We start from the raw sequence: 23,778 nt of genomic DNA on the forward strand, positions 1-23,778 counted from the left end.
CAATTGTACCGTGATGTTCAACAAGTGTAAAATTAAGGCATAGTACATGTTTCTAATACGTATTTCCTATGACACTGAGGTCATTGCAAAAACAACTAACGATAGTAAGAAGATTTCTAGTTGCTAAATGCTATGCATAAAGTGACTATTTGGTTAATAAAGAATGATTAGAGGACAAAGCTCAAAAAAAACTTTTGCTATAAAAATATATTTTTAATAATATAATTGTTGCTATAATGGTTGCAAGCTATTAGTATTGAGCGAATGTTTTGAACTGTGTATTATTTAATTGAGGGGATAAAAATATGGTGTTAACAAAAAGGCAAAATGATATTCTAATTTATTTATGTTGTCAAAGGCAATATGTAACAATCAAGCAGTTAGCAGTGAAGTTTTGTGTAAGCCCAAGAACTATACAAAATGACCTTACCTTTATTGATTCATTTTTATCAGATTCAAAAATTATTATTGATAGAAAAACAAGCAAAGGTATAAAGATTAGTGCTCACGAATCAGAAATTTCTAATTTGCGAAGAGAACTTAACTCACTTAGCTTTAGAACATTGGATAATAGTGAACGTTCATCGATTATTTCACTGCTGCTACTATGCAACCCTATTAATACCTTTGATAAGCTGGCTAATGCCTGCTGCGTCAGTAGACAAACAGTAGTTTCTGCCTTCCAGCAGGTTGAGGAAGAGTTTGCCGGAGAAGGTATTGAAATTTATAAGATTCAAGGTAAAGGTATTACAGTATCAGGAGATGAAAATAGGATTCGTAAATACTTTGAAAATAAATTGTTCTCATTGATTTCAGATGAATTAATAATGAATGTTGTTATGGAAAATTCAGAGTTAATGAAATTTGATAAAACTGCAAATGAGATAATGATGCTTGTTGAAAATAAACTTAATGTAAGGTTTGCAGAAGCAGAGAAGATAAGGCTGTTGCTTGATTATACACTACTTAGAATAGATAGCTGCAAAGTTGTATCTCCATGTGGAGTAGATTCTAGGTATGAAAATTTAATCGATGCCTTAAGTTCATATACATATTCAATTGGTGATAAAGCCTACATCTGTAGCTTGCTTATGAATGCGAAAATAACAGAACAAAATTCTAATAACTTAAAAGTCTATCAAGACGACATGGATGAAGCAAATATAATATCGATGTATCTGTTTGATGAGCTGCAGGAAATTCAACCGTTGGACAATAACAGTAAGGAATACTTTATTCATGGTCTGACACTTCACTTAAGAGTTGCTATGTATCGCATAAGAAATAAAATAGTAATTCAAAACGAACTCCTGTCTCAAATAAAAGTAAGTATTCCTCTCATATATGAATTTACTAAGAAGCAATTATTAAAATGCGAAAAGAGATTTAACTTAGAGTTTGACGAAAACGAGATTGCTTTTATAGCAATGTATATAGCCTCAGCTTATGAAGGCAGCTTTAAAATAAAGTCAAAGCTCACTGTGCTCTTGGTTTGCTCTTTCGGCATAGCTACATCTTCAATATTAAAGACAAGGATACTACAGGCTATTCCGGAGTGTACTATTGTTGGACCGCTTCCGGAAAGGGATGCAAAGGATTATCTTAACAAAAATGAAGTCAATTTAATTATTTCTACTAATGACTATCAGGTAAGTGATATTCCAGCTATTGTAGTTAATCCACTATTATATCAAGAAGATGTTGATTTCATTAAAAATCGTCTATTTCAGCTTTCCTATGCAATGATGTGCAATCATTTTATCAAGTCCTATGTTAATTGTGAAAAGGAAGAAATAAAGCAGACATATATGAGGAATTACGTAGCAAGAGAAGACATTCAGATTGTTGAGTCCTGCAGGAAATGGGAGGATGCAATTAGACTGGCAGCAAGGCCTTTGATTGATAAAGGCAAATTGGAGCAGAGATATGTAAATAGAATGATTGAGGCAGTAGAGCAGTTTGGTACTTATATGGTCTTAGTACCTGAAACAGCATTTATCCATGCAGGTACTGAAGATGGTATAAATGAAAACTGTACAGCAATCTTAGTACTTAAAAATCCTATAGTATTTGGAAATAAAAATAGCAAGACGGTGAGGAACCTAGTTGTTCTTGGAGTTAAGAACAAAAATGAAGATTCGCTGTTAAAGCTTATATATATTTTTGAAAATGAGTTGAATTTATTGAGTCTGAAATCCAAAACAATAACTAAAGATATTATTCTCAATATGCACGGTTTGGAGGGATAGCATGAAGGAACTAATTAAATTTGAGAATATAAAAGTTAAGGTAGAAGCAAAAGATTGGAAGGAAGCTATAGAAATAGTAGGAAATCTGTTGTTAGTAAGTGGAAAGATAAAAGAAGGATATATAGAAAGCATGATTAAGGCCGTTATTGATATGGGACCATATATAGTTATAACTCCAGGGCTTGCACTGGCACATGCACAGCCATCATCAGATGTAATTGAAAATGGGGTGTCCATTATAAACTTAAAAAGCCCAGTAAACTTTGGAAGCGCAAATGATCCGGTAAATGTAGTATTATGTTTGGCATGTACTGATACTGACTCACATATAAATGTACTGCAGTCAGTGGCTGAGAAGCTTATGATAGAAGGAATGATTGAAAGGCTTGCTTCCTGTGATAATGAACAACAAATTTACTCGCTGATAAATGAATAGGACTTGGAAGTTTATTCATTTAATATAAAGTAATTTAAAAAGGAGGGATAATGTGGATAGGGTAGTTATTCAAACAGTTTGCGGATTTGGATGCGGGTCTTCACTAATGCTCAGAATGAAGATAGAGAGTATTCTAAAAAAGCATAAGCTGGAGGCAGAGGTATTTTGCGGCGATGTTGGCACTTGCTTGTCTAATAACTGCGATGTAATATTTATTTCAACTGAACTTGCCGAAAGAATTATGGAAAGAGCAAAAGTAACCGTTTTTAGTATTGACAACTTCATGAATCAAGCTGAAGTTGAGGGTAAGGTTTTAGCTTATTTTGAAACACTGAAAAAATAAGAGGGGGTTAATTTATGGCAGTGTTAAATTTCATAATTAACGAGATTTTTGGTCAAGGCGCAATTTTCTTAGCTCTTATAGCATTAATAGGTTTAATTTTACAAAAAAAATCATTTACTGAAGTTGTTCGTGGAACAATGATGACTGCTATTGGATTCTTTGTTCTATCTGCTGGTACTGGCATAGTTACCGGAAATTCTATTGATGGTTTGGCAAAAGCATTTAATACAATGCTTCCACAGGCTAATGCAGCTACATCAGTAGATATCGGTGCACAATACGGCACCCAAATAGGAATTGTAATGGTAGTTGCATTCCTTATTAATATTTTATTTGCACGTTTTTCAAGATGGAAATCCGTATTCTTAACAGGACATATGTTATATTGGTTCCCATTCGTATTTATTGCAGCAGGAGTTGATGCAGGACTTACTGGAGCTAAATTGATTATACTGGCTACAATATTCACAGCAACATACATGATAGTTTCTCCAAACTTAATGCGTCCATTTGTAAGAGAAGTTACCGGTGATGATTCCTTTACTATAGGACATCCAACAACAATATTATCTGTAATATCCGGAACTCTAGGGAAGCTCATAGGCGATAAGTCAAAATCAACAGAAAGCCTGAAATTCCCTAAATCATTAGGCTTTTTAAGAGAAGTTTCAATTACTGGTTCAATTACTATATGCATAACTTATATTGTTATGGCAATTATACTAACAGCTAACGGCTTTAGTCCAGCTAAGGTTTGGGGTTATGCCGGCGGAAAAACTGGAATGTTCACTTATATTTTTACACATGCAATTTATTTTGGTGTAGGTGTTACCGTATTGCTTCAAGGTGTTCGTATGTTGATTTCTGAAATAGTCCCCGCATTTAAAGGTATAGCTGACAAGGTTGTTCCCGGTGCTATTCCTGCACTTGACTGCCCAATCGTATTCCCGTATGCACCAAATGCTTTAATTCTTGGATTCATAGTAGCTATGATTACCTCAGTTGTTACAATTGTTTTGACAGCAGGAGTATTCCCAACAGTTATAATTCCTTTAACATTTACTTGTTTCTTTGAAATAGGAACTGCTTCCATCATAGGTAATGCAACAGGTGGAGTAAGAGGCAGCATTGTGGGTGCAGCAGTTTCTGGTGTTATAATGGTATTCCTGGTTGGCTTTGGTTCATATTTCTTCAGCCACACTATTAACTCATGGATGCTTGTATACGGTGGTCAGGACTTCTCATTATGGGGTATAATAGAAGGCTTAATTGCTAGACTAATATCTTAAATTAAAATAATAATTTTAAATAAGGCATTTCAGTTTGAAGTGCCTTCGTTCTTCGGAGGGTAAATATGAATTTCGATTATATTGATAGAGTTTTTCAGCTTATTAAAGTTATACAAATTAAAGAAAAAGAAAATATGGAAAAGTGTGTTGAGCTGCTAACAAAGGCAATACTGGATAAAAAGTCTATATATACCTTTGGGGCAAGCCATGCAGGCATATTAAGCGAAGAAATGTATTACAGGGCAGGCGGCCTTATGATGATGAATCCTATATTCGGAAGAGAAATCATGCTTGATACCTCTCCAATTACAATAACAAGCAAGATGGAAAGATGTGTTGGCTACGGAACAATACTTGCTAGCAAGGTCCATTTTAAAAAGGATGATGTGCTTATAATTCACTCTGTTTCAGGCAGGAATCCCGTTTCCATTGAAATGGCCATTGCTGCAAAGGAAAAGGGCGTAAAAATAATTGGACTTACGAACTTGGCATACTCCAAGTCTGTTTCCTCAAGGCATCCGTCAGGTAAGAATCTTTATGAATTTTGTGATATAGTTCTTGACAATCATGGTGATATTGGTGATGCCTGTGTTTCTGTAGAAGGCTTAGATCAGAAGGTAGCCCCGACTTCTACTGTCATTGGTGCAACAATTTTGAACTCAATAGTGGCAGCTACAGCTCAAAACCTGGTTAAGAAGGGCATGAGAAGACCGCCTATATTCTATAGTGCAAATATTGATGGCGGCGATGAGCTAAATGAAAAATTGTATGAGGAATACAAGGATTCAATCCACTATGATTTTATATAAATTTTAAAGGTCTCTCCGGAGACTTTTTTCTATAGCTCTGATTGTAATAATTGATATCATGAATGCAAAGTTGATTTGATGTATAAGAAAAATAAAAGGATTCTAATTTTCAGTTAGAATCCTTTTATTTTAAGAAGAAACCTGCTGAAATTGATATTACAATGAATCAGTCTTATGAGTGGCTTTAAAAATTGAAATGCATGAATTTGCTGTAGCATTTTTTACTATCGGTACACAGGCAACTACAGCACCTATAGTTCCACATATGATATCACCCATTGTGTCATCTAAGCTAGCGTTTTGACTTCTTAATCCGAAAAGTTTATCTGTTGTAAATTCATGAATTTCCCAAATACCAGCCATAGCAATAGAAAAGAACAGACTGAAAAGTACCATAGTTTTTAAATTTAAATTATCTATTTTATTATTATTTAAATGATTATATATTGATAACCCTAAAAAGCATAGGATAAAACCTGAGAAAAAATGTTCAATTTTATCAAGATGCGGAATTATTGTATAGCCTCCGAACTCATTAGCTAGGAACATGGTAACAAAAATGAATGCTAAAATTGAAAATCTTAGAGCAGGAAAAATATCTATTTTAGTTATTTTAATTATTTCCTTCATAACACACAATACTGCTGAAATTAACAATGGCTGTATAGTTTTAGCTTTATTTCCTCTAACAAAAAAATAGATAAAACAAATTAAAGCAAGAATGTATAAAAATATTTCAAAGTAATCATTAAATACATATTTTCTTTTGCTTTTCATTTATTATTCCCCCATAAAAATTTATTTATAGCAATTAATATTTACTAGATCCATTTAGTTAAGGGATTTTAAAGACTTTACAATAATAGACCTAAGTTAATAGCTTGGATACATTTTTTATTAATTTGACTTTTGTACTAAAGCCTCTCTTGGTTGTTTATTAATTATAAATTTATTCATAAAGATCTGCTGAGCGATTTGAAGGATATTTGAAATAATCCAATAAAGTCCTAGTCCAGTTGGAACACTAAAAGATATAAAACCAGTCATAATTGGTGAAACTAGTGACATACTTTTTTGCATAGAATTTTGAGCAAGGTTGTTATCTTGTTGAGGAGTTTGATTCATGGAGTATTTCATTGAAATATAAGTAGTAGCCACAGCAAGTATAGGTACTATAAGTAGAATCCAAGCTTGTATGTCCGGCGAACTTCCAAAAAGTTTACCAGAATCAAGAGAAGGTATTGCTCCAAGGTTGATACCAAAAAAATTCATATTTAATAATTGGTCTTTTGATATAAGGCCGTTTATACTATATAGCTTGTCAGTATTTTGCGAAAAATAATTAATTATGCTTAAGTCATGTATAGAAGAAGCTTTTACAGCACCAGTAGGGATCAGGCTAAATAACTTGCTAATTGTTTCTGCAGGTACTCTGAACATGTACTTTAGCGGTTGTGAAATTACATAGTATAAGGAAAAAAGAATTGGCATCTGTATTAAAAGAGGCAAACATCCACTTGCAGGATTTATATTATTTTCTTGATATAGCTTCATTGTTTCTTGGTTAAGTCTTTCGGGATCATTTTTATATTTTTCTTGAATTTTCTGTAATTGCGGTTGAACTTCGCCTATCTTTGCTGTGGAACGGTACTGCTTAATTGTTAAGGGAAGTACTAAGGTCTTTATGAGAACAGTAAGAAGAATTATGGATATTCCATAGTTTTTAAAGGCTAAAGTATTATATATTATTCTTAATAGTGTACCTATAGGGTAGGAAATAAAGTCTAGCATTTTAACAGCACTCCTTTGTCATATAGAATTTTAATTTGAAGTTTGAGACTTTTGCCGAATATTTATATATATATTAAATACAATGTTACTGTACCGGTTGGACGGTATATTAATATTATCAAATTAAAAATAGGCTGTCAATTAAATAGTTTATAATAAATAATATAGATACAAATGAGGCAATAATACTTCTTATAAGATGTTTTTTTGCCATAAATAAAAGGAACTCATATTGAGTTCCTAAAAAACTTAATTATAGTAATAAAATTATTTAACACTCTTTTGCTAAGTTCATAAGCCTCTCCATAATCGCTTTTTTTGTATCTTCAGGATATACATCTATGCCAAGAAGAAAAGAAGATGCTATTCCATCGCAGGCTAGGCTTATTATAATACCTAAAATAGGATCATTTAATCCATTCATTTTCTCAAACCATTGTTTACGATTTTCTAAAACTGGCTGAAGGAGCTCTTGATTTAAGGCAAATGCGGCTATAATTCCACTCATTGTATTGTAATCAATCTTAGCAGTATTAAATTGTTCTCGTATATAGCTTATAAACCAGCTATTAGGAAAATCAGAAATTGTAGTATTCTCTCCTGCCGCAACTTTTGACTCAAATAATGCTAGATTATTCTCAATAAGCCCTTTCATTAGCGCATCCTTGCTGGGAAAATGGTATAGAAGTCCTCCCTTACTAATCCCGGCTTCTTTTGCTACTTCCTCTAAGGTGAAAGAATTTAGGCCTTCTTCCATAATCAATCTATTGGATACCTCAAGAATCTTTTGTTTTACTGGATTAGTCATAATATCAACCTTTCTATATAAAAATTAAATTTACAAATTAATATCTATCATTAAATTAATGGTTATGTTATATTAAATACAATATTACTATACTGGTTGAACGGTACAATAATGTTAACAAATTATATAAAAGCTGTCAATTAAGTTGATTGAAATAAGTAAAAGGCTATATGTAAAATATTATTGCTATATTTAACACTACTTATATAGTATCACTTAGGACCATATTAAATCACTAGTTATTTATAATGGCAATGAAAAATTTAACGCTATGGATGAGGCAAATTAGTTTGGAGGGGTACTAAAATGAAATTTTTTAGGATAATGAACAGTAGAATATTTATTACTTCAACTTTGCTCCTAATACAGCTTATTTGGTTTATTCTTTTTCTAATTAGACTAACAAACTATTATGCTTGGATAAATGCTGCATTTTCAATATTAAGTATTTTGATTGTCTTATATATTATTGGAAATGATGAAAATGCTTCCTATAAGATTGCTTGGATTATTCTAATAATGGTACTGCCTTTGTTCGGAGGCCTTTTTTATCTATTCTTTGGTAACAAAAGGCCCTCTAAAGTAATGCAGCTGCGCCTAAGTAGAGAACATAAAAAATCAATTGATTTGATGAAGAAAGAAAGTAGTATTCTTAAAGAAATAGGTGATTTAGATCAGCGTGTTCAAGGAACTTGCAGATATCTGCAAGAAAAAAGCTTTTATCCGGCTTATAAGAATTTAGAAACTACCTACTATCCTTTAGGAGACATCATGTACAAAGATATGCTTTTAGAATTAGAAAAGGCTAAATATTTTATATTCCTTGAGTATTTTATCATTGAAGAAGGAATCATGTGGAATAGTATACTTGAAATACTCACTAGAAAAGCAACCGAAGGTGTAGATGTGCGAATGATATATGATGATGTAGGGTCTCTTTTCTTGCTTCCAGGTGATTTTGAAAGAAAGATGGAAAAAAGGGGAATTAAATGCATGGCATTTAATAAGTTTAGACCAATTCTTTCTATGGTAATGAATAATCGAGATCATAGAAAGATTTTAGTTATTGATGGAAACATAGCTTTCAATGGAGGTATCAATCTAGCAGATGAATATATTAACGAAAAGAAAAAATATGGTCATTGGAAGGATACAGGTGTAAAAATAAAGGGAGATGCAGTTTGGAGTTTTACATTGATGTTTTTAGAAATGTGGAATACGTTTAGGAAAAGTACGGATATTCTAGAAAACTATAAATCTGATCATAGTTATGAGGAAAGTCTAGAATATGATGGCTATGTGCAGCCATTTTCAGATTCACCTTTTGATGATGAAACAATTGGACAAAACATTTATATAGAATTATTATCACAAGCAAAAAGGTATATTTATATTTTTACTCCTTATCTCATTATTGATAATGAAATGAAATCTGCTCTTTGTATGGCAGCTAAAAGGGGAGTAGATGTTAGAATTGTTACACCAGGTATTCCAGATAAAAAAATTGTTTATAGGCTTACCCGATCCAATTATGCACCTCTTCTAAAGGCTGGAGTTAAAATATATGAGTATTCTCCAGGATTTCTTCATGCTAAAAGTTATGTTTGCGATGATGAATTTGCAGTAGTAGGGACTATCAACATGGATTTTAGAAGTTTATATTTGCACTTTGAATGTGGAACCTTTATGTATAGAACTAAAGCTATAATGGATTTAAAGAAGGACTTTGTAGAAACAATTATAAAAAGTAAGGGGATAAATATAAATGACTGCAGGCATGGATTTTTTGGCACACTATTTGATGCCGTGCTTAGGATGTTTGCTCCACTTTGTTAATTAATTTATAAATACTACAATGCAAAAAAGTAACCAACTAGAAATGACTATAATTTTGAGATAGGTCCGCTTTCATTCTGTATTAAGTAGCAATATTTGTAATCAGAATTTATGTCTATTGAATAATATATAAACATAGTATATAATCAAAGTAGAATTTAATATTTGTTTTAGGTACATTAAGTTTAATAGGGAAAGTGGTGAAAATCCACTACAGCCCCCGCTACTGTATACGGAGACGAATTTCGACCACTGGCTTTTATGCTGGGAAGGTGAAAGGAGGGAGACCCGTGAGTCAGGAGACCTGCCTAAAATCAAAAGCTAATCCTTCGGTGGGAAGGGAAATGGCATAGCATTTTAGACACATGATTAAGCTGATTTTAGCATTTTCAGTATGTGGGAAATTTGTGATTGTTAGACCTCTACCTCAAAAGGGTAGGGGTTTTTTATTTTGTAAAAAATTGTAGAATTTTTCTGCAAGCATGGCAAAAGACCATTATATTAATATCAGAAAAAGGATAAATTAAGTTTTGGAGTTGATAGAATGTTACAGCTTATCGGTATTAAAAGTAATTGCACCGTTGAAATCAGAGAAAAGCTTTCAATAATACCTAAGCATAGTGAAAGAACAATTAATGAGCTTCTAGGATTATGTAAAGAAGTAGTGGTACTAAGTACATGTAATAGAACGGAGATATATTTTGATTGTGAAATAAGCGATGAAGGTGTAGTAGAAGAGATTTTCATTAGATTAGGATGGAATAAAAAATTTATTAACTATATATTTCGAAAAAAAGAGGAAGAAGTAACTAAGCATTTAATGGAGCTTTCCTGTGGCTTTTATTCAAAAATTTTAGGTGAGGATCAAATACTAGGTCAGGTAAAAATAGCTTATGAAGAGTCCTTGAAGCTTAAGGCAGTAAGCAGAGATCTTCAACGTCTTTTTCAACTAGCCATAACTTGTGGAAAGGAATTTAGAGATAAGGCAGAACTTTATAAAATTCCAGTATCTTCCTCATCCATAGTTGTAAAGGAAGCATTAGCTAAAGGTGCAAAGAAGTTTATGGTTTTAGGTTATGGAGAAGTTGGGCAATTAACTTGTAAATATATTTTAGGCATCAATTTTGAAAGTTTGTATATAGTTGTTAGAAATGGAAGCTGCATTGATATTAATGATCATAGGATTAGAGTCATACCTTTTGAACAAAGAAAGTATCATTATAAGGATGTGGACTGTATTATAAGCTGCACATCGGCACCTCATACTGTAGTGTCAAAAAATGATATTCCTGATAAAAAATTAATTATATATGATTTAGCAGTGCCGAGAGACGTTGATAATGAGGTAGCCTCACTAGAACAGGTTGAAGTATATGATATTGATAAAATAAGCCTTATAGATGATGAAAATAAAAAAATAAGAGAACTAAAAATGAGCGAGTTTAAATACATAGTTGATAAATATATTAAGGAGTATAAAGATTGGCAGTGTATAAAGGAAATAACGCCTCAAATTACAAAGATAAAGATTACTGGAGAAAAAATATATAGCAAAAGATACAATACTTTTGTTAATAAAAAACATACTAAGGATAATGAAGTTTTGGCAAGAACTTTATTGAAGAGCACCTCTGATGCATATGTAAATAAAGCTATAGAGGTTTTAAAAGAAGAGTATTTGAAGGGTAGGGGTGAGGAATGCTTGAAAATAATACAGAGGATTTTTTGTCAACCGAGTTAGAGTATACTCATATTTCCTTGCTATCGTGTAAAACTAAAGTTCTCATTATAGGTGGAGGAAGAGCAGGGTATATAAAAGCTATGAGTCTTGCTAGTAAAGGCTGCAAAGTTTTTGTGCTTTCTGAAGAGTTTATATGTGATTTTGATAATTTATTAAATATGTCAAATGTGAGCATAATCAAAGGAAAATATGAATCAAGATTTATTCATGACAAACATTTGGTTGTAATAGCTGTAAATGATAAAAAGGTTAGAGAAAAGATTAAAGAAGATTGTGAAAAACTTTATAAGCTTTATTTAGACTGTACAGATTTTAAAGAAGGACAATTTGTTATGCCAGTACAAAGAAAAACAGAAAATGTTATCTTTAGTTTGAATACTAAGGGTGGAAACCCTAAAGCAGCTATATTTTTAGCGAATGTAATAGATAAAACTCTGAGTGAATATGATGAGTTTATTGAGTACATCTGCACTGTTCGTGAAGAGGCAAAGACTTTAAAATATAAGGATGAAATACTAAATTTTATTGTATCAGAGGATTTTAGATTCTTTTACGATAAGAATAAGCATAAAGAGGTATTAAGAATGTTTTTTAACAATTAATATTATGGAGGTAAATTATTTTGAGTTTAAAAATTGCTACAAGAAAAAGCAAGCTAGCTTTGGTACAAACTGAATCAGTTATTGATATGGTTAAAAATAAGTACGGCTTAGAGTGTGAAAAGCTTCTTGTTCAAACTGATGGGGATATAAGATTAGATATATCACTAGATAAGATAGGTGGTAAAGGTCTCTTTGTTAAGGAAATAGAACTAGCTCTTATGGAAGGAAAGGCAGATGCAGCAGTACACAGTATGAAGGACGTACCTTATGAGTTAAGCAGCATTTTTGAAATTGCTGCTATACCAGTTAGAGAGGACGTAAGAGATGTATTTGTGTCAATTAATGGAATTAGCTTTTTAGATCTTCCTAAGGCAGCTAGAATTGGAACCAGCAGTGTAAGAAGAGAGGCCCAGCTTAAGGCAATGAGGCCAGATATAGAAGTTGTACCTATAAGGGGTAATGTGCCCACTAGAATAGATAAGATGCAGAAAGAGAACCTAGACGGAATAATACTAGCAGCAGCAGGTCTTAAAAGACTTGATATGGAGTGTAAAATAACTAATTACTTTGATCCATATGAGTTTTTGCCTGCAGTAGGGCAGGGAGCTTTAGGAATTGAAATTGTAAGCAGCAGTGAACAAGGTGATATTTTTAGGGGACTAAATTGTCAAGAGATAGAAATGTGTGTAGCTGCTGAAAGAAGCTTTATGAGAAGACTAAACGGAGGCTGCCATATATCAATAGGTGCGTATGCAGTAATAGAAGGTAATCTAATGCGTATAGCAGGCATGTTCCAAGTGGGAGATAGGTTAATAAAGAAGGATATTGAAGGCAATCCAGAAGATTATATTGAGCTGGGTGAAGCCTTGGCAGAAAAAATAATAAGCAGCAGCTAGAGGAAAAGGAGTTACATATGAGTAAGGTTTATCTTATTGGTACAGGGCCAGGAGACGAAGAATTGATGACACTTAAAGCAGTGAGAGTGCTTAAAAAGTGTACAGCAGTAATGTATGACAGGCTGGCTGGAGGAAATGTTTTAAAGTATTTAAAGGATGACTGTAAAGTGTTCTATTGCGGCAAGGAACCAGGCTGTCATTATAAAACTCAGGATGAAATAAATGAGATGCTTGTTTTTCTTGCTAAGAGTGGACATGTTGTTGGAAGGGTAAAGGGTGGAGATCCTTATGTTTTTGGAAGAGGTGGGGAAGAAGCCTTAAGACTACGAGAAGAAAATATAGATTTTGAGGTTATACCTGGTGTTACCTCTGCAATATCTGTATTAAGCTATGCTGGCATTCCAGCTACCCATAGAGGATTATCTCAAAGCTTTCATGTTATAACTGGTATGAGTGCCTCAAAGCTTAAAATAGATTGGAGCAGTATTGCAACAGTAGAAGGAACATTAATGTTTTTAATGGGACTTGAAAATATAGAATTTATAACTAAAAGGCTAATAGAATGTGGTAAAACTGAAAGTACTCCCTGTGGAGTAATTATGAGGGGAACAACTTCTAAGCAGAGAAAAGTAATAGGCACTTTAAAAGATATTGCTGTAAAGAGCAGAGAAGTTGGACTAAAATCTCCCTGCATAATTGTAGTTGGAGAAGTAGTAAACTTAAGTGAGAGCTTAAACTGGTATGAGAAAATGCCTCTATTTGGAATAAATGTATGTGTTACTAGACCAAAGGAGCAAGCTGGTGGAATGGCGGAAAGCTTAAAGGACCTTGGTGCACAGGTTACTGAGATAAATTCAATTAAAATAGAGAACAGTTCTGAAAATCTAAATGATTATATAGAAAAGCTTAGTACCTATGAATATGTAGTGTTTACCAGCGTTAATGCTGTAAATGTATTCTTTGATTATTTAATGGATATTAGTTTTGATATAAGAAAAATTAAGGCATCCTTTGCAGTTATAGGCCATGCTACAGAAAAAGCCTTGAAGGACAGAGGCTTAATAGCAGATATAGAGGCTAAAGAATTTGTTGGAGAAGGACTTCTAGAAAAGCTAAAGACAGTAGTTAAAGCGGGGGACAATATTCTTATTCCATGTTCTAATGGTGCAAGAAGTTATTTGTCAGATGAATTAAGAAATTTAAATTGCATCGTAGATGTGGCACATATTTATAAACCAGTTAAGGGAGAGATAAAAAGCGAAAAAGCCTTTGAGGACGTAGATGTAGTTATATTTACTAGTCCATCTACAGTGAGAAATATGATTGAAATAGTTGGGCTTGAAGGTATAAAAGAAAAACTTTCTTTAGCTATAGGACCTATAACCTATAAGGAATTAAAAAATCATGGAATTGAAGCTTATATAAGTGAAGAACACTGTGAGCAGGGAATAATAAATAAGTTAATTGAGTTAAAGAAAAAAGAAATCTTATAGAATATAAATATGGAGGATTAATTATGTTTGCAAGACACAGAAGATTAAGAGAGAGCAATAATATTAGGGCATTAGTAAGAGAAACTGTATTAAGACCAGAGGATTTTATTTTTCCTATATTTGTAGTAGAAGGTGAAAATATAAAAGAAGAAATATCTTCTCTTCCAGGGAATTATCATTGGTCATTGGATAGACTAAATGAGATTATTAAAGAAGTTGAAGAGCGTGGGATAAAAGGAGTTATACTCTTTGGATTACCTGAGCATAAAGATGAAATAGCTACTTCAGCTTTTGAGGAAAATGGAATTGTTCAAAAAGCTGTGAGAAAAATAAAGGAATTAGTGCCAGAACTATGGGTAATTACAGATGTATGTATGTGTCAATACACCAGTCACGGTCACTGTGGAATTATATGTGATAACAAAGTAGACAATGACAGTACTTTAGAATATATAGCTAAAATAGCATTATCTCACGCTAAAGCTGGAGCAGATATGGTTGCGCCTTCAGATATGATGGACGGAAGGGTAATGGCTATTAGAAATGTATTAGATGAAAATGGATATGCTCATGTATCAATAATGGCTTACAGTGCAAAATATTCATCTGCTTTCTACGGACCATTTAGAGAGGCAGCTCATTCAGCGCCACAGTTTGGAGACAGAAAGACCTATCAAATGGACCCAGCAAATATTAGAGAAGCAATGAGAGAAATTGAGGAAGACATAGCAGAAGGTGCAGATATAGTAATGGTTAAGCCTGCTCTATCCTACTTAGATGTTATTAGATGGGCAAGGGACAGATTTGATGTACCAATTGCTGCTTACAGCGTAAGCGGTGAGTTCGCCATGATTAAAGCAGGAGCAAAAATGGGATTGATCAATGAGAAAGCTATAGCTATGGAAATGCTACTTTCAATAAAGAGAGCAGGCGCAGATATGATAATCACTTATCATGCACTAGATGCAGCAAGATGGATTAGGAAGGATGAATAGAAATGTTATCAATATTTGAAGAATCAAAAAAGTATATGCCTGGTGGAGTAAACAGTCCAGTAAGAGCATTTAAGGATGTAAATGTAGAGCCTCCAGTAATTAAAAGAGGTGAAGGTGCTTACATATTTGATGAAGATGGGAATAAATATATAGACTTTGTTGGTGCTTGGGGACCAATGATATTAGGTCATTGTGATGAAGATGTGGTGAAGGCTATAAAGGAAAACTGCGAATCAGCCATAGCTTTTGGTGCACCTACAGAGCTAGAACTAAAGTTAGCAAAGCATATGTGCAGCACTTTAGATAATATCGAGATGATAAGGATGGTAAACTCTGGAACAGAAGCCACTATGAGTGCAGTAAGGCTGGCAAGAGGATATACAGGAAAGAGCAAGATAATTAAGTTTGCTGGTTGTTATCATGGTCACTTTGATGGCTTTTTAGTAAGTGCAGGGTCAGGAGTTATGACAGAGGGGATTCCAGGATCAGCAGGAGTTCCAAAGGAGAGCATTCAAAATACACTAATTGCTAACTACAATGACATAGAAAATATTAGAGAAGTATTTAAAAAGTATGGCAGTGATGTTGCAGGGGTAATAATTGAGCCAGTAGCAGGTAACATGGGTGTAATTCCAGCAGAAGAAGAATTTTTAGAAGTGTTAAGTAGGCTTTGCAAGCAATATGGAAGTCTTTTAATATTTGACGAGGTTATGAGCGGATTTAGAGTGGCATATAAAGGTGCTCAATCATTATACAAGGTTAAACCAGACTTAGTAACCTATGCAAAGATTATGGGTGGTGGACTTCCTTGTGGGGCTTATGGCGGAAGAAGAGAAATAATGGAGATGCTTTCACCTTTAGGACCAGTATATCAAGCTGGAACTATGTCGGGAAATCCAGTGGTTATGGCAGCAGGGCTGGCTACATTAACAAAGCTTTACAACAATCCTAAATATTATGAACATCTAGAAGTTCTTGGTGAAAAGCTTGAAAAGGGAGTGCTCCATATATCTAAGGAAAAAGGAATTCCTATAACTGTTAATAGAAGAGGAGCAATGCTTACTATTTTCTTTACTGAACTTGAAAAGGTAAGAAATTATGAGGATGCGAAGACTTGCAATACTAAGCTGTTTGCAAGGTTCTTTGAACATATGCTTAAGGGCGGAATTAACATTGCACCATCACAATTTGAAGCATTGTTTATAAATGTGAAGCACAGTGAAGAGGATATTGAAAGCTTTCTTCAGGTTATGAGAGAATTCCAAATTTAACGTAGTAAAAGGTTTAAGTGACCTTTTACGGGTAATCTGACGATGGAAATTGGAGCCAATAGATTACCCAGTGTTTTCTACTGAGAGGAGAAAATTATATGAAGAAAGCTATATTAGTAGTTAGCTTTGGTACAACGCACAAGGATACTTTAAAGCTTACAATTGAAAAAATTGAAGACAGAATTAAAAGAACTTTTCCTGAATATGAAATGAGAAGAGCATTTACTGCACATATGATTATTAAAATTTTAAAGGATAGAGATGGAATAGTTACAGACACTCCTGAGGAGGCTTTAGAGAAGTTAAAGCTTGAGGGCTTTGAAGAAGTTATAGTTCAGCCACTTCATATAATACCTGGAGCTGAGTTTGATTATATAAAGCTTGTTGTAGATGAATATAAAAGGAAAGGTGTTTTTAAGAAAATAAGCCTTGGCAGACCGGCACTGTACTTCCAAGCGGTGGAAGAAGAACTTCCAGATGATTATAAAATATTTGTAGAAGCTATTGATGAAGTAATACCAAAGGATAAAGCAGCTGTTTTCATGGGACATGGAAGTTCCCACCCTGCTAATGCTTGCTATGGATGTCTTCAAAGTGTGCTTTCAGATTTAGATAAAGAAAAGATATATATAGGTACAGTAGAGGGATATCCTACCATAGAAACCATAATTAGAAGACTTAAAAAAGATAATGTGAAAGAAGTGGTGTTAGTGCCTCTTATGCTAGTAGCAGGAGATCATGCTAAAAACGATATGGCTTCTGATGAAGAAGATTCCTGGAAGAGCATATTAGAAGTTGAAGGTATTAATAGTGAAGTATATCTTCATGGCTTAGGGGAAATTGAAAAGTTCCAAGATATATACTTAAAGCATATAAAGGATGTTATTGAGGGTAAATATATAAATTTTGGTGAGACAAGAAAAGGTCGTAGATATTAAGGAGAAGAGTTATGAAGGATTATATTAAAATACCCATGGACATAGAAAAAAGAAGCTTTCAGATCATAGGCGATGAAATGGGAACTCATAAATTTAATGAGGAAGAACTTAAGATAATTAAAAGAGTAATACATACAACAGCAGACTTCGAATATAAGGACTTAGTTTATATTAGAGAGGGTGCAATAGCAGAGGCTCAAAATATATTAAAAAAGGGTACAAGCATATATACGGATACTAATATGGCACTGTCCGGCATTAATAAAAAAGCCCTAAATGATTTAGGCTGCAGGGTTATTTGCTACGTTTCAGAGCCAGAAGTAGCTAAGATAGCTGTGGAAAGAGGAATAACTCGTTCTATGGCCGCAGTAGAAAAAGCAGTAGAGGATGGGGTGGAGTTTTTTGTGTTTGGAAATGCACCTACTGCATTGTTTAAACTTAAGGAACTTATTTTAGAAGGAAAATCTAAAGCTAAATTTATAGTTGGTACGCCTATAGGCTTTGTCGGAGCGGCAGAATCAAAGGAAGAAATAGAAAAACTTGATATGCCTATGATAACTGTAAGAGGGAGAAAGGGCGGAAGTACAGTTGCAGCAGCTATAGTTAATGCATTAATGTATATGCTGGTAGAAAGATAATGTTATTGTAATTTCAAAGAAGAAAAAATCCTAAATGGATTTTTTCGGGTAACTTGCGAATTGTAGTGAGCAAGGGCAAGTTACCCTGTTTTCCGAGGAGGAATACAATGCTGAATTTATATATAAATAGTGATGGAAAAAGATTACGCTGCGGCTACACAACAGGCTCCTGTGCTGCTGCGGCAGCTAAGGCAGCAACTTATATGCTTTTTTCCGAGGTAGACTTAACAGAAGTTAAAATAGATACACCAAAGGGTATTCAGTTAAAGCTTAATGTTGAAAAAATAAATAGAGGCAGTGATTATGTTGAATGCTGCATCATAAAGGATGGCGGAGATGATCCTGATATTACCAATGGACTAGAAATATGGGCCAGAGCAGATAAAATGGAAAGCGGCTACAGATTAAAAGGCGGAAAAGGTGTTGGCAGAGTAATGGGAGAAGGCTTATATGTTAGTAAAGGAGAAGCCGCCATAAACCCAGTACCTAGAAGGATGATTGAAAAGGAAGTAAGAGAGGTACTTCCAAAAGGTAGAGGAGTAGAAATTACAATCTTTGTTCCTAGAGGTGAGGAAATAGCTAAAAAAACCTTCAATCCTAGACTTAACATACTAGGAGGCATATCAATCCTTGGAACAACAGGAATAGTAACACCCATGTCAGAGGAAGCTTTAAAAGAATCTATTCATCTTGAAATATGCCAAAAGGCTGTTAAGGGCCAAAAGGAACTTGTTTTAGTTTTTGGTAATATGGGAGAAAAGGCAGCAATTGAGCAGGGGTATCACAGTGATAAGATGGTTATAATGTCTAACTATGTTGGCTTTGCTTTAAATAGCTGCGTTGAAAATGGCATAGAAAAAGTAACTATTGTAGGTCATATTGGAAAACTATGCAAGATAGCTGCAGGGTGCTTCAATACTCACAGCAGAGTTTGCGATGTAAGGCTGGAAGTAATTGCTTTAGAGCTGGCACTGATAGGAGTTCAAAGTGAATTAGTTAATGAAATATACAGAGAAAAAACCACAGAGGGAGCTGTAAAACTTTTAGGAAATAGATATAACCAAATTTATGACAGCATAGTAAGAAAGGTAAAATCTAGAGTTGAGCAGTATACGTATGGTGCTATTAATGCGGAAATAATAATGTATTCTGGTGCTGTTGAAACAAATATATTAAGCAGATGTTAATTGTAATATTTAAAATAGATTGGAGATTTATATGGTTTATATTGTGGGGCTTGGGCCTGGAAGCAAGGAGTATATACTACCTAAAGCACTGTCCACTTTAGAAAAATCAAAGGTTATTATAGGTTTTGTAAGGGCTATAGAGAGCTTGAATTTTATAGAAGGGAGAAAACTTTCAGTAAGCACTTTAAAGGATATATTAAATTACATAAATAGTTATGAAAATGAAGACATCGCTATAGTTGCTTCTGGAGACCCTTGCTTTTATGGGGTTACAGAGTATATTAAAAGAAACTATAACAGGGATATTGAAGTGATACCAGGTATAAGCTCCTTTCAATATTTAGCTGCAAGGCTTAATAAATGCTGGCAGGGGAGTTATCTAGGAAGTCTTCACGGAAGAGAAGAAGAATTTGTGGAAAAGGTAAAGGAAAATACACTTTCTATATGGCTTACCGATAAAAAAAATTCTCCTTCTTTAATGTGCAGAAAACTATTAGTAGAAAAAATAGAAGCAAAGGTGTATGTAGGTGAAAATCTTTCCTATGGGGATGAAAAGATAACAGAGGGAACAGCAGAAGAAATAGTAAACATGAATTTTAGTGAACTATCAGTGGTTATAATTGAGAATTTGTGGAAGAGTAAGTGAGGTATAGAAGTATGATTTTCATAAGAGATGAAGAATTTATTAGAGGAAATTGTCCCATGACAAAAGAAGAGGTTAGAATTTTAAGTATAGCTAAATTAGAGCTTCAGCAAGATTTTAATGTTATGGAAATTGGGGCAGGCAGCGGTTCTGTAACAGTACAGATGAGCAAAATCTGTACAATGGGAAAAGTAACCGCAGTGGAAATGGATAGTGAAGCCTTAGATGTTTTATATAAAAATATAGAAAAATTTAATTGTAAAAATGTGACTGTTGTAGAAGGTGAAGCCTTACAAGTAGAGCCTGAAATTAACGGCAGCTTTCATGCAATATTTGTTGGAGGTAGTGGAGGAAATATTGAAGATATAATTAGAAAGTACAGTTTAAAGCTGAAGGATAAGGGGAAAATGGTTTTAAACTTTATAACTATAGATAATCTTTACAAGGCAATGAAGGTACTAAAGGAATTGAATTTTCAGGTTCAGTGCACCCAGATAGCTGTAAGTAAGACTAAGGGAAAGAGCTCCATGCTCTTTGCTAATAACCCTATCTTTATTGTTGCAGCTGAAAAAGTTTAGAGAAGGTGGAAAATAAATGGCTAAGTTATATGGAATAGGTGTTGGTCCAGGAGATAGTGAATTATTAACTTTAAAGGCAGTGAGGATAATAGATTCTTGTGAGGTGGTTGTGGCTCCAAGTGCTATGGAAGGGGGAAAGAGTATAGCTTTAGAAACTGCAGGCGAATTTATAAATAAGGATGCAGAGGTTTTAATAAAGCATTTTCCTATGGGTGGTGAAGAGCAGCAAAAGAAAATCTATGAAGCTTTTGAGAGTATTAAAGAAAAACTTTTACTGGGAAAAGATGTTGCTTTTTTAACTATAGGAGACCCTTTTGTATATAGCACATATGTTTATCTTTTAAAGTACATTGAAGAGCAAGGCTTTGAAACGGAGACAGTACCAGGGATAACTTCTTTCTGTGCTTGCGCAAGTCTTGCTAAAAGACCTTTAGTTATTGGTGATGAGCCTCTGCTTATTTTACCAGCCTCGAGAGTTACTGAAATAAAAGACGAAAAGTTTGTAGTGATCATGAAGGTGTATAAGCTAGAGGAAAAGGTTATAAGCTATTTAGAGAATAAAGGTTTTGAATATGTTTATGTTAAAAAGGCTGGAAGAGATGGACAAGACATATTAAAAGATAAAAGTGAAATAAATAAAAATAGAGAATACATGTCGTTAATTATTGCCAGCAGGTAAGTGCTAGATATTTGACAAGTGACAAATTGTAGGAGGAAGTAGTATGGTTTATTTTATAGGTGCAGGTCCGGGAAATGTAGACTTAATAACTGTTAAAGGTAGGGATATTTTAACTAAGGCAGATGTAGTTATATTTGCAGGTTCATTAGTCAGTAAGGAACATTTAAGCTTCTGTAAGGAAGGAGCTGAAGTACATAATTCAGCGTCCATGACACTGGAACAGGTTATTGCTGAAATAAAAATGGCAGAAAAGGAAAATAAAATAACAGTAAGACTTCATACTGGAGATCCAGCTATATATGGTGCTATTAAAGAGCAGATGGATGAGCTAGATAAGCTGAATATAAGCTATGAGGTTGTCCCAGGGGTAAGTTCTTTTACTGCAGCAGCCTCTGTTATTAAAAAAGAGTTTACCCTTCCAGATGTATCGCAAACTGTAATTTTAACGAGAATTGAAGGTAGAACTCCAGTACCAGAGACAGAAAATTTAGAAAGACTAGCATCCATAGGTGCATCTATGGCTATTTTCCTATCTATAAGCATGATAGATAAGGTTGTTGAAAATCTTAAAAAAGGCTATAGAAGAAATGTGCCCATAGCAGTGATAGAAAGAGCTACTTGGGAGGATGAAAGAGCAATAATAGGCACTCTTGATGACATAGGGGAAAAGGTTAAAAAAGCTAACATAACTAAATGTGCACAAATATTAGTTGGAGACTTTATAAATTGTGAATATAAAAAGAGTCTTTTATATGATAAAAGCTTTACCCATATGTTTAGACAGGGAGAATAGGCTGTAGTGGAGGATATTCATCATTATGAATATTGGAGTTATAAGTGTTACAAAACAAGGAGATAAAATTGCAGATAAAGTTATAGACTTTATGGCTGCAACTCTTTACTCAAAATCAACTATATCTAACTTTAATTTAATGAATATAACAAAAGAGCTAATGGAAAAGTGTGATGCCATAATATTTATAGCATCCACAGGAATTGCTGTAAGGGCAGTGGCGCCTTATTTAAAAAATAAAGCTGTGGATCCTGCGGTTTTAGTAGTTGATTGCAGCGGAAACTTTGTTATAAGTCTTTTGAGTGGACACCTTGGAGGAGCTAATGAGTTGGCATTAAGGGTGGCTGACTTAATAAAAGCTCAGCCAGTAATAACCACAGCTACAGATAACCTTGGATTAACTGCACCAGATATGATTGCTAAGGATAATAATTTGATTATTGAGGATTTAAAAAAGGCAAAGATTATTGCAGCTAAGATGGTAGAAGGACAAACTGTTGCATTTATAGATGAGAAAAAATTGTTAGCCGTTCCTAAAGGCTATGTGGATGGTGAAAAGTTGTTAACCGTCCCCAATATTGTTTATGTAACTAACAAGCTTAATTTGCCAGAGAAATTTATAGACAGCAGCATTGAAGCACTTAAGCTTATCAGAAGGGATATAATTCTCGGCATAGGATGCAGAAAAGATTACAATTCTGATAAGATGAGAAAAACAATAATTGAAGCTTTGGTAAAAGAAAATATCGACAGAAGATCAGTAAAGGCTATTGCCACTGTTGAGATTAAAAAAGAAGAAAGGGCAATTATTGAATTAGCAGAGTTTTTAAATTGTCCTATAAGTATATTTACTGTTGATGAGATAAAAAAAGTACAGCATAAGTATGAGGGCAGTGATTTCGTGGAGAAAACCATAGGAGTGAGAGCAGTTTGTGAGCCAGCTGTAGAACTAAGCAAAGGCAGGCTTTTAACTGGCAAGCTGTCTCTAGGTGGAATGACCTTATGCATAGGAGAGGAGATACTATAATGGGAAAGCTATATGTAATTGGAATTGGCCCAGGCGGATTAGAACATATGACCGTAAAAGCTTTAAAGGCTATAGAAGAAAGTGAAGTAATTGTTGGGTACAGCAAGTATATAGAATTCATAAAACCACTAGTTGTGGATAAGGAGCTCTATTCTACAGGAATGAAGGGTGAAGAGAAAAGATGCAGAGAGGCATTAGCCATTAGCAGGGATAAGATAGTTTCAATAATAAGTACTGGTGATTCTGGAATATATGGAATGGCTGGTCTTATTTTAGAGATGAGAAAAGACGAAGAAGTTGAAGTCATACCAGGAGTTACCGCTTCTTCTGCTGCAGCTTCGGTAGTAGGAGCACCTCTTATGCATGATAATTGCAATATTAGCTTAAGTGATTTAATGACACCTTACGAGGATATAAAAAATAGGGTGGAACTTGCGGCAAAAGGAGATTTTATAATTTCTCTTTACAACCCTAAGAGCATGGGAAGACCTCATTATTTAAGTGAGTGTATGGATATAATAGGAAAGCATAGAAGGGGTAATACGCCTGTGGCAGTTGTGAAAAATGCACTAAGGGAAGGCCAAAAGAAAACCTTATTTACCATAGATGACTTTGATGACAGTATAGTGGATATGTTCAGCATCGTAATTGTAGGCAATAGCAAAAGCTATATAAAGGATGGAAAATTTATAACTCCAAGAGGATATAAACTGGAAAAATAAAAATTATGGAGTGT

At 33.9% G+C, this 23,778-nt stretch carries 24 protein-coding genes and 1 riboswitch; of the genes, 21 read left to right on the forward strand and 3 right to left on the reverse strand.

All coding sequences use genetic code 11. The features are described 5' to 3' along the window. Nucleotides 1–305 precede the first annotated feature (305 nt). The 5 genes from bsdE14_RS19960 to bsdE14_RS19980 all read left to right on the forward strand — a co-directional run bounded on the left by bsdE14_RS19960 (nucleotide 306) and on the right by bsdE14_RS19980 (nucleotide 5,126). Nucleotides 306–2,249, forward strand: coding sequence for a BglG family transcription antiterminator (locus bsdE14_RS19960; RefSeq protein ID WP_264851762.1), 1,944 nt, complete (start codon nucleotides 306–308; stop codon nucleotides 2,247–2,249). A gap of 1 nt (nucleotide 2,250) precedes the next feature. Then, on the forward strand, nucleotides 2,251–2,685 hold the full coding sequence (locus bsdE14_RS19965; RefSeq protein WP_264851763.1) for a PTS sugar transporter subunit IIA: 435 nt from the start codon (nucleotides 2,251–2,253) through the stop codon (nucleotides 2,683–2,685). Between the two features lie 52 nt (nucleotides 2,686–2,737). Continuing rightward, on the forward strand, nucleotides 2,738–3,028 hold the full coding sequence (locus bsdE14_RS19970; protein ID WP_264851764.1) for a PTS sugar transporter subunit IIB: 291 nt from the start codon (nucleotides 2,738–2,740) through the stop codon (nucleotides 3,026–3,028). Between the two features lie 14 nt (nucleotides 3,029–3,042). Beyond that, nucleotides 3,043–4,317 carry a PTS ascorbate transporter subunit IIC gene (gene ulaA, locus bsdE14_RS19975; protein ID WP_264851765.1) on the forward strand — a complete coding sequence of 425 codons (1,275 nt, stop codon included), beginning with the start codon at nucleotides 3,043–3,045 and terminating at the stop codon, nucleotides 4,315–4,317. A 65-nt stretch (nucleotides 4,318–4,382) separates the two neighbouring features. Continuing rightward, nucleotides 4,383–5,126, forward strand: a complete 744-nt coding sequence (locus bsdE14_RS19980; RefSeq protein WP_264851766.1) for an SIS domain-containing protein — start codon at nucleotides 4,383–4,385, stop codon at nucleotides 5,124–5,126. 156 nt (nucleotides 5,127–5,282) lie between these two features. Here bsdE14_RS19980 and bsdE14_RS19985 read toward each other — a convergent pair whose 3' ends face one another. The 3 genes from bsdE14_RS19985 to bsdE14_RS19995 form a co-directional block, all read right to left on the reverse strand. Next, the gene (locus bsdE14_RS19985; protein WP_264851767.1) at nucleotides 5,283–5,903 is read right to left on the reverse strand and encodes a DUF2238 domain-containing protein; all 621 of its coding nucleotides are present in this window, start codon (nucleotides 5,901–5,903) and stop codon (nucleotides 5,283–5,285) included. Between the two features lie 120 nt (nucleotides 5,904–6,023). After that, nucleotides 6,024–6,917 carry a YidC/Oxa1 family membrane protein insertase gene (locus bsdE14_RS19990; RefSeq protein ID WP_264851768.1) on the reverse strand — a complete coding sequence of 298 codons (894 nt, stop codon included), beginning with the start codon at nucleotides 6,915–6,917 and terminating at the stop codon, nucleotides 6,024–6,026. A gap of 271 nt (nucleotides 6,918–7,188) precedes the next feature. Further along, nucleotides 7,189–7,725, reverse strand: a complete 537-nt coding sequence (locus bsdE14_RS19995) for a TetR/AcrR family transcriptional regulator (protein WP_264851769.1) — start codon at nucleotides 7,723–7,725, stop codon at nucleotides 7,189–7,191. 306 nt (nucleotides 7,726–8,031) lie between these two features. Here bsdE14_RS19995 and cls point away from each other — a divergent pair, with 306 nt between their 5' ends. From cls to cobJ, 16 genes are all read left to right on the forward strand, one after another. Continuing rightward, nucleotides 8,032–9,561 (forward strand): cardiolipin synthase, encoded by a 1,530-nt coding sequence (cls, locus tag bsdE14_RS20000; protein ID WP_264851771.1) that lies wholly within the window; start codon nucleotides 8,032–8,034, stop codon nucleotides 9,559–9,561. Between the two features lie 155 nt (nucleotides 9,562–9,716). After that, nucleotides 9,717–9,887, forward strand: a riboswitch (cobalamin riboswitch). A 218-nt stretch (nucleotides 9,888–10,105) separates the two neighbouring features. Continuing rightward, complete coding sequence (gene hemA / locus bsdE14_RS20005) at nucleotides 10,106–11,302, forward strand: glutamyl-tRNA reductase (protein WP_264851772.1); 1,197 nt, start codon at nucleotides 10,106–10,108, stop codon at nucleotides 11,300–11,302. Continuing rightward, nucleotides 11,260–11,904 carry an NAD(P)-dependent oxidoreductase gene (locus tag bsdE14_RS20010; protein WP_264851773.1) on the forward strand — a complete coding sequence of 215 codons (645 nt, stop codon included), beginning with the start codon at nucleotides 11,260–11,262 and terminating at the stop codon, nucleotides 11,902–11,904. The genes hemA and bsdE14_RS20010 overlap by 43 nt, the downstream gene beginning before the upstream one ends. 20 nt (nucleotides 11,905–11,924) lie before the next feature. Further along, a complete protein-coding gene (gene hemC, locus bsdE14_RS20015; RefSeq protein ID WP_264851774.1) occupies nucleotides 11,925–12,800 on the forward strand; it encodes a hydroxymethylbilane synthase in 876 nt (291 codons plus the stop codon). 17 nt (nucleotides 12,801–12,817) lie between these two features. Further along, entirely contained in the window at nucleotides 12,818–14,293 is a 1,476-nt protein-coding gene (gene cobA / locus bsdE14_RS20020; RefSeq protein ID WP_264851775.1) for a uroporphyrinogen-III C-methyltransferase, read from the forward strand. A gap of 23 nt (nucleotides 14,294–14,316) precedes the next feature. Next, nucleotides 14,317–15,288 carry a porphobilinogen synthase gene (hemB, locus tag bsdE14_RS20025; protein ID WP_264851776.1) on the forward strand — a complete coding sequence of 324 codons (972 nt, stop codon included), beginning with the start codon at nucleotides 14,317–14,319 and terminating at the stop codon, nucleotides 15,286–15,288. Beyond that, a complete protein-coding gene (hemL, locus tag bsdE14_RS20030) occupies nucleotides 15,285–16,559 on the forward strand; it encodes a glutamate-1-semialdehyde 2,1-aminomutase (RefSeq protein WP_264852309.1) in 1,275 nt (424 codons plus the stop codon). The genes hemB and hemL overlap by 4 nt, the downstream gene beginning before the upstream one ends. A gap of 98 nt (nucleotides 16,560–16,657) precedes the next feature. Continuing rightward, nucleotides 16,658–17,497 (forward strand): sirohydrochlorin cobaltochelatase, encoded by an 840-nt coding sequence (locus bsdE14_RS20035; RefSeq protein ID WP_264851777.1) that lies wholly within the window; start codon nucleotides 16,658–16,660, stop codon nucleotides 17,495–17,497. Between the two features lie 11 nt (nucleotides 17,498–17,508). Continuing rightward, nucleotides 17,509–18,135 (forward strand): precorrin-8X methylmutase, encoded by a 627-nt coding sequence (locus bsdE14_RS20040; protein ID WP_264851778.1) that lies wholly within the window; start codon nucleotides 17,509–17,511, stop codon nucleotides 18,133–18,135. Between the two features lie 107 nt (nucleotides 18,136–18,242). Then, nucleotides 18,243–19,322: a cobalt-precorrin-5B (C(1))-methyltransferase CbiD gene (gene cbiD, locus bsdE14_RS20045; RefSeq protein WP_264851779.1), complete on the forward strand. Its 1,080-nt coding sequence runs from the start codon at nucleotides 18,243–18,245 to the stop codon at nucleotides 19,320–19,322. A 31-nt stretch (nucleotides 19,323–19,353) separates the two neighbouring features. Then, nucleotides 19,354–19,968, forward strand: coding sequence for a precorrin-6y C5,15-methyltransferase (decarboxylating) subunit CbiE (cbiE, locus tag bsdE14_RS20050; protein ID WP_264851780.1), 615 nt, complete (start codon nucleotides 19,354–19,356; stop codon nucleotides 19,966–19,968). An 11-nt stretch (nucleotides 19,969–19,979) separates the two neighbouring features. After that, nucleotides 19,980–20,543: a precorrin-6Y C5,15-methyltransferase (decarboxylating) subunit CbiT gene (cbiT, locus tag bsdE14_RS20055; protein WP_264851781.1), complete on the forward strand. Its 564-nt coding sequence runs from the start codon at nucleotides 19,980–19,982 to the stop codon at nucleotides 20,541–20,543. Between the two features lie 16 nt (nucleotides 20,544–20,559). After that, nucleotides 20,560–21,222, forward strand: coding sequence for a cobalt-factor II C(20)-methyltransferase (locus bsdE14_RS20060; RefSeq protein WP_264851782.1), 663 nt, complete (start codon nucleotides 20,560–20,562; stop codon nucleotides 21,220–21,222). A gap of 43 nt (nucleotides 21,223–21,265) precedes the next feature. Beyond that, nucleotides 21,266–22,015: a precorrin-4 C(11)-methyltransferase gene (cobM, locus tag bsdE14_RS20065; RefSeq protein WP_264851783.1), complete on the forward strand. Its 750-nt coding sequence runs from the start codon at nucleotides 21,266–21,268 to the stop codon at nucleotides 22,013–22,015. Nucleotides 22,016–22,040: 25 nt separating this feature from the next. Beyond that, nucleotides 22,041–23,042, forward strand: coding sequence for a cobalt-precorrin 5A hydrolase (cbiG, locus tag bsdE14_RS20070; RefSeq protein WP_264851785.1), 1,002 nt, complete (start codon nucleotides 22,041–22,043; stop codon nucleotides 23,040–23,042). Beyond that, the gene (gene cobJ, locus bsdE14_RS20075) at nucleotides 23,042–23,764 is read left to right on the forward strand and encodes a precorrin-3B C(17)-methyltransferase (RefSeq protein ID WP_264851786.1); all 723 of its coding nucleotides are present in this window, start codon (nucleotides 23,042–23,044) and stop codon (nucleotides 23,762–23,764) included. The genes cbiG and cobJ overlap by 1 nt, the downstream gene beginning before the upstream one ends. Nucleotides 23,765–23,778 lie beyond the last annotated feature (14 nt).

Origin of the sequence: Clostridium omnivorum, assembly GCF_026012015.1 — a bacterium.
Classification (GTDB): Bacteria; Bacillota; Clostridia; order Clostridiales; family Clostridiaceae; genus Clostridium_AX; species Clostridium_AX omnivorum.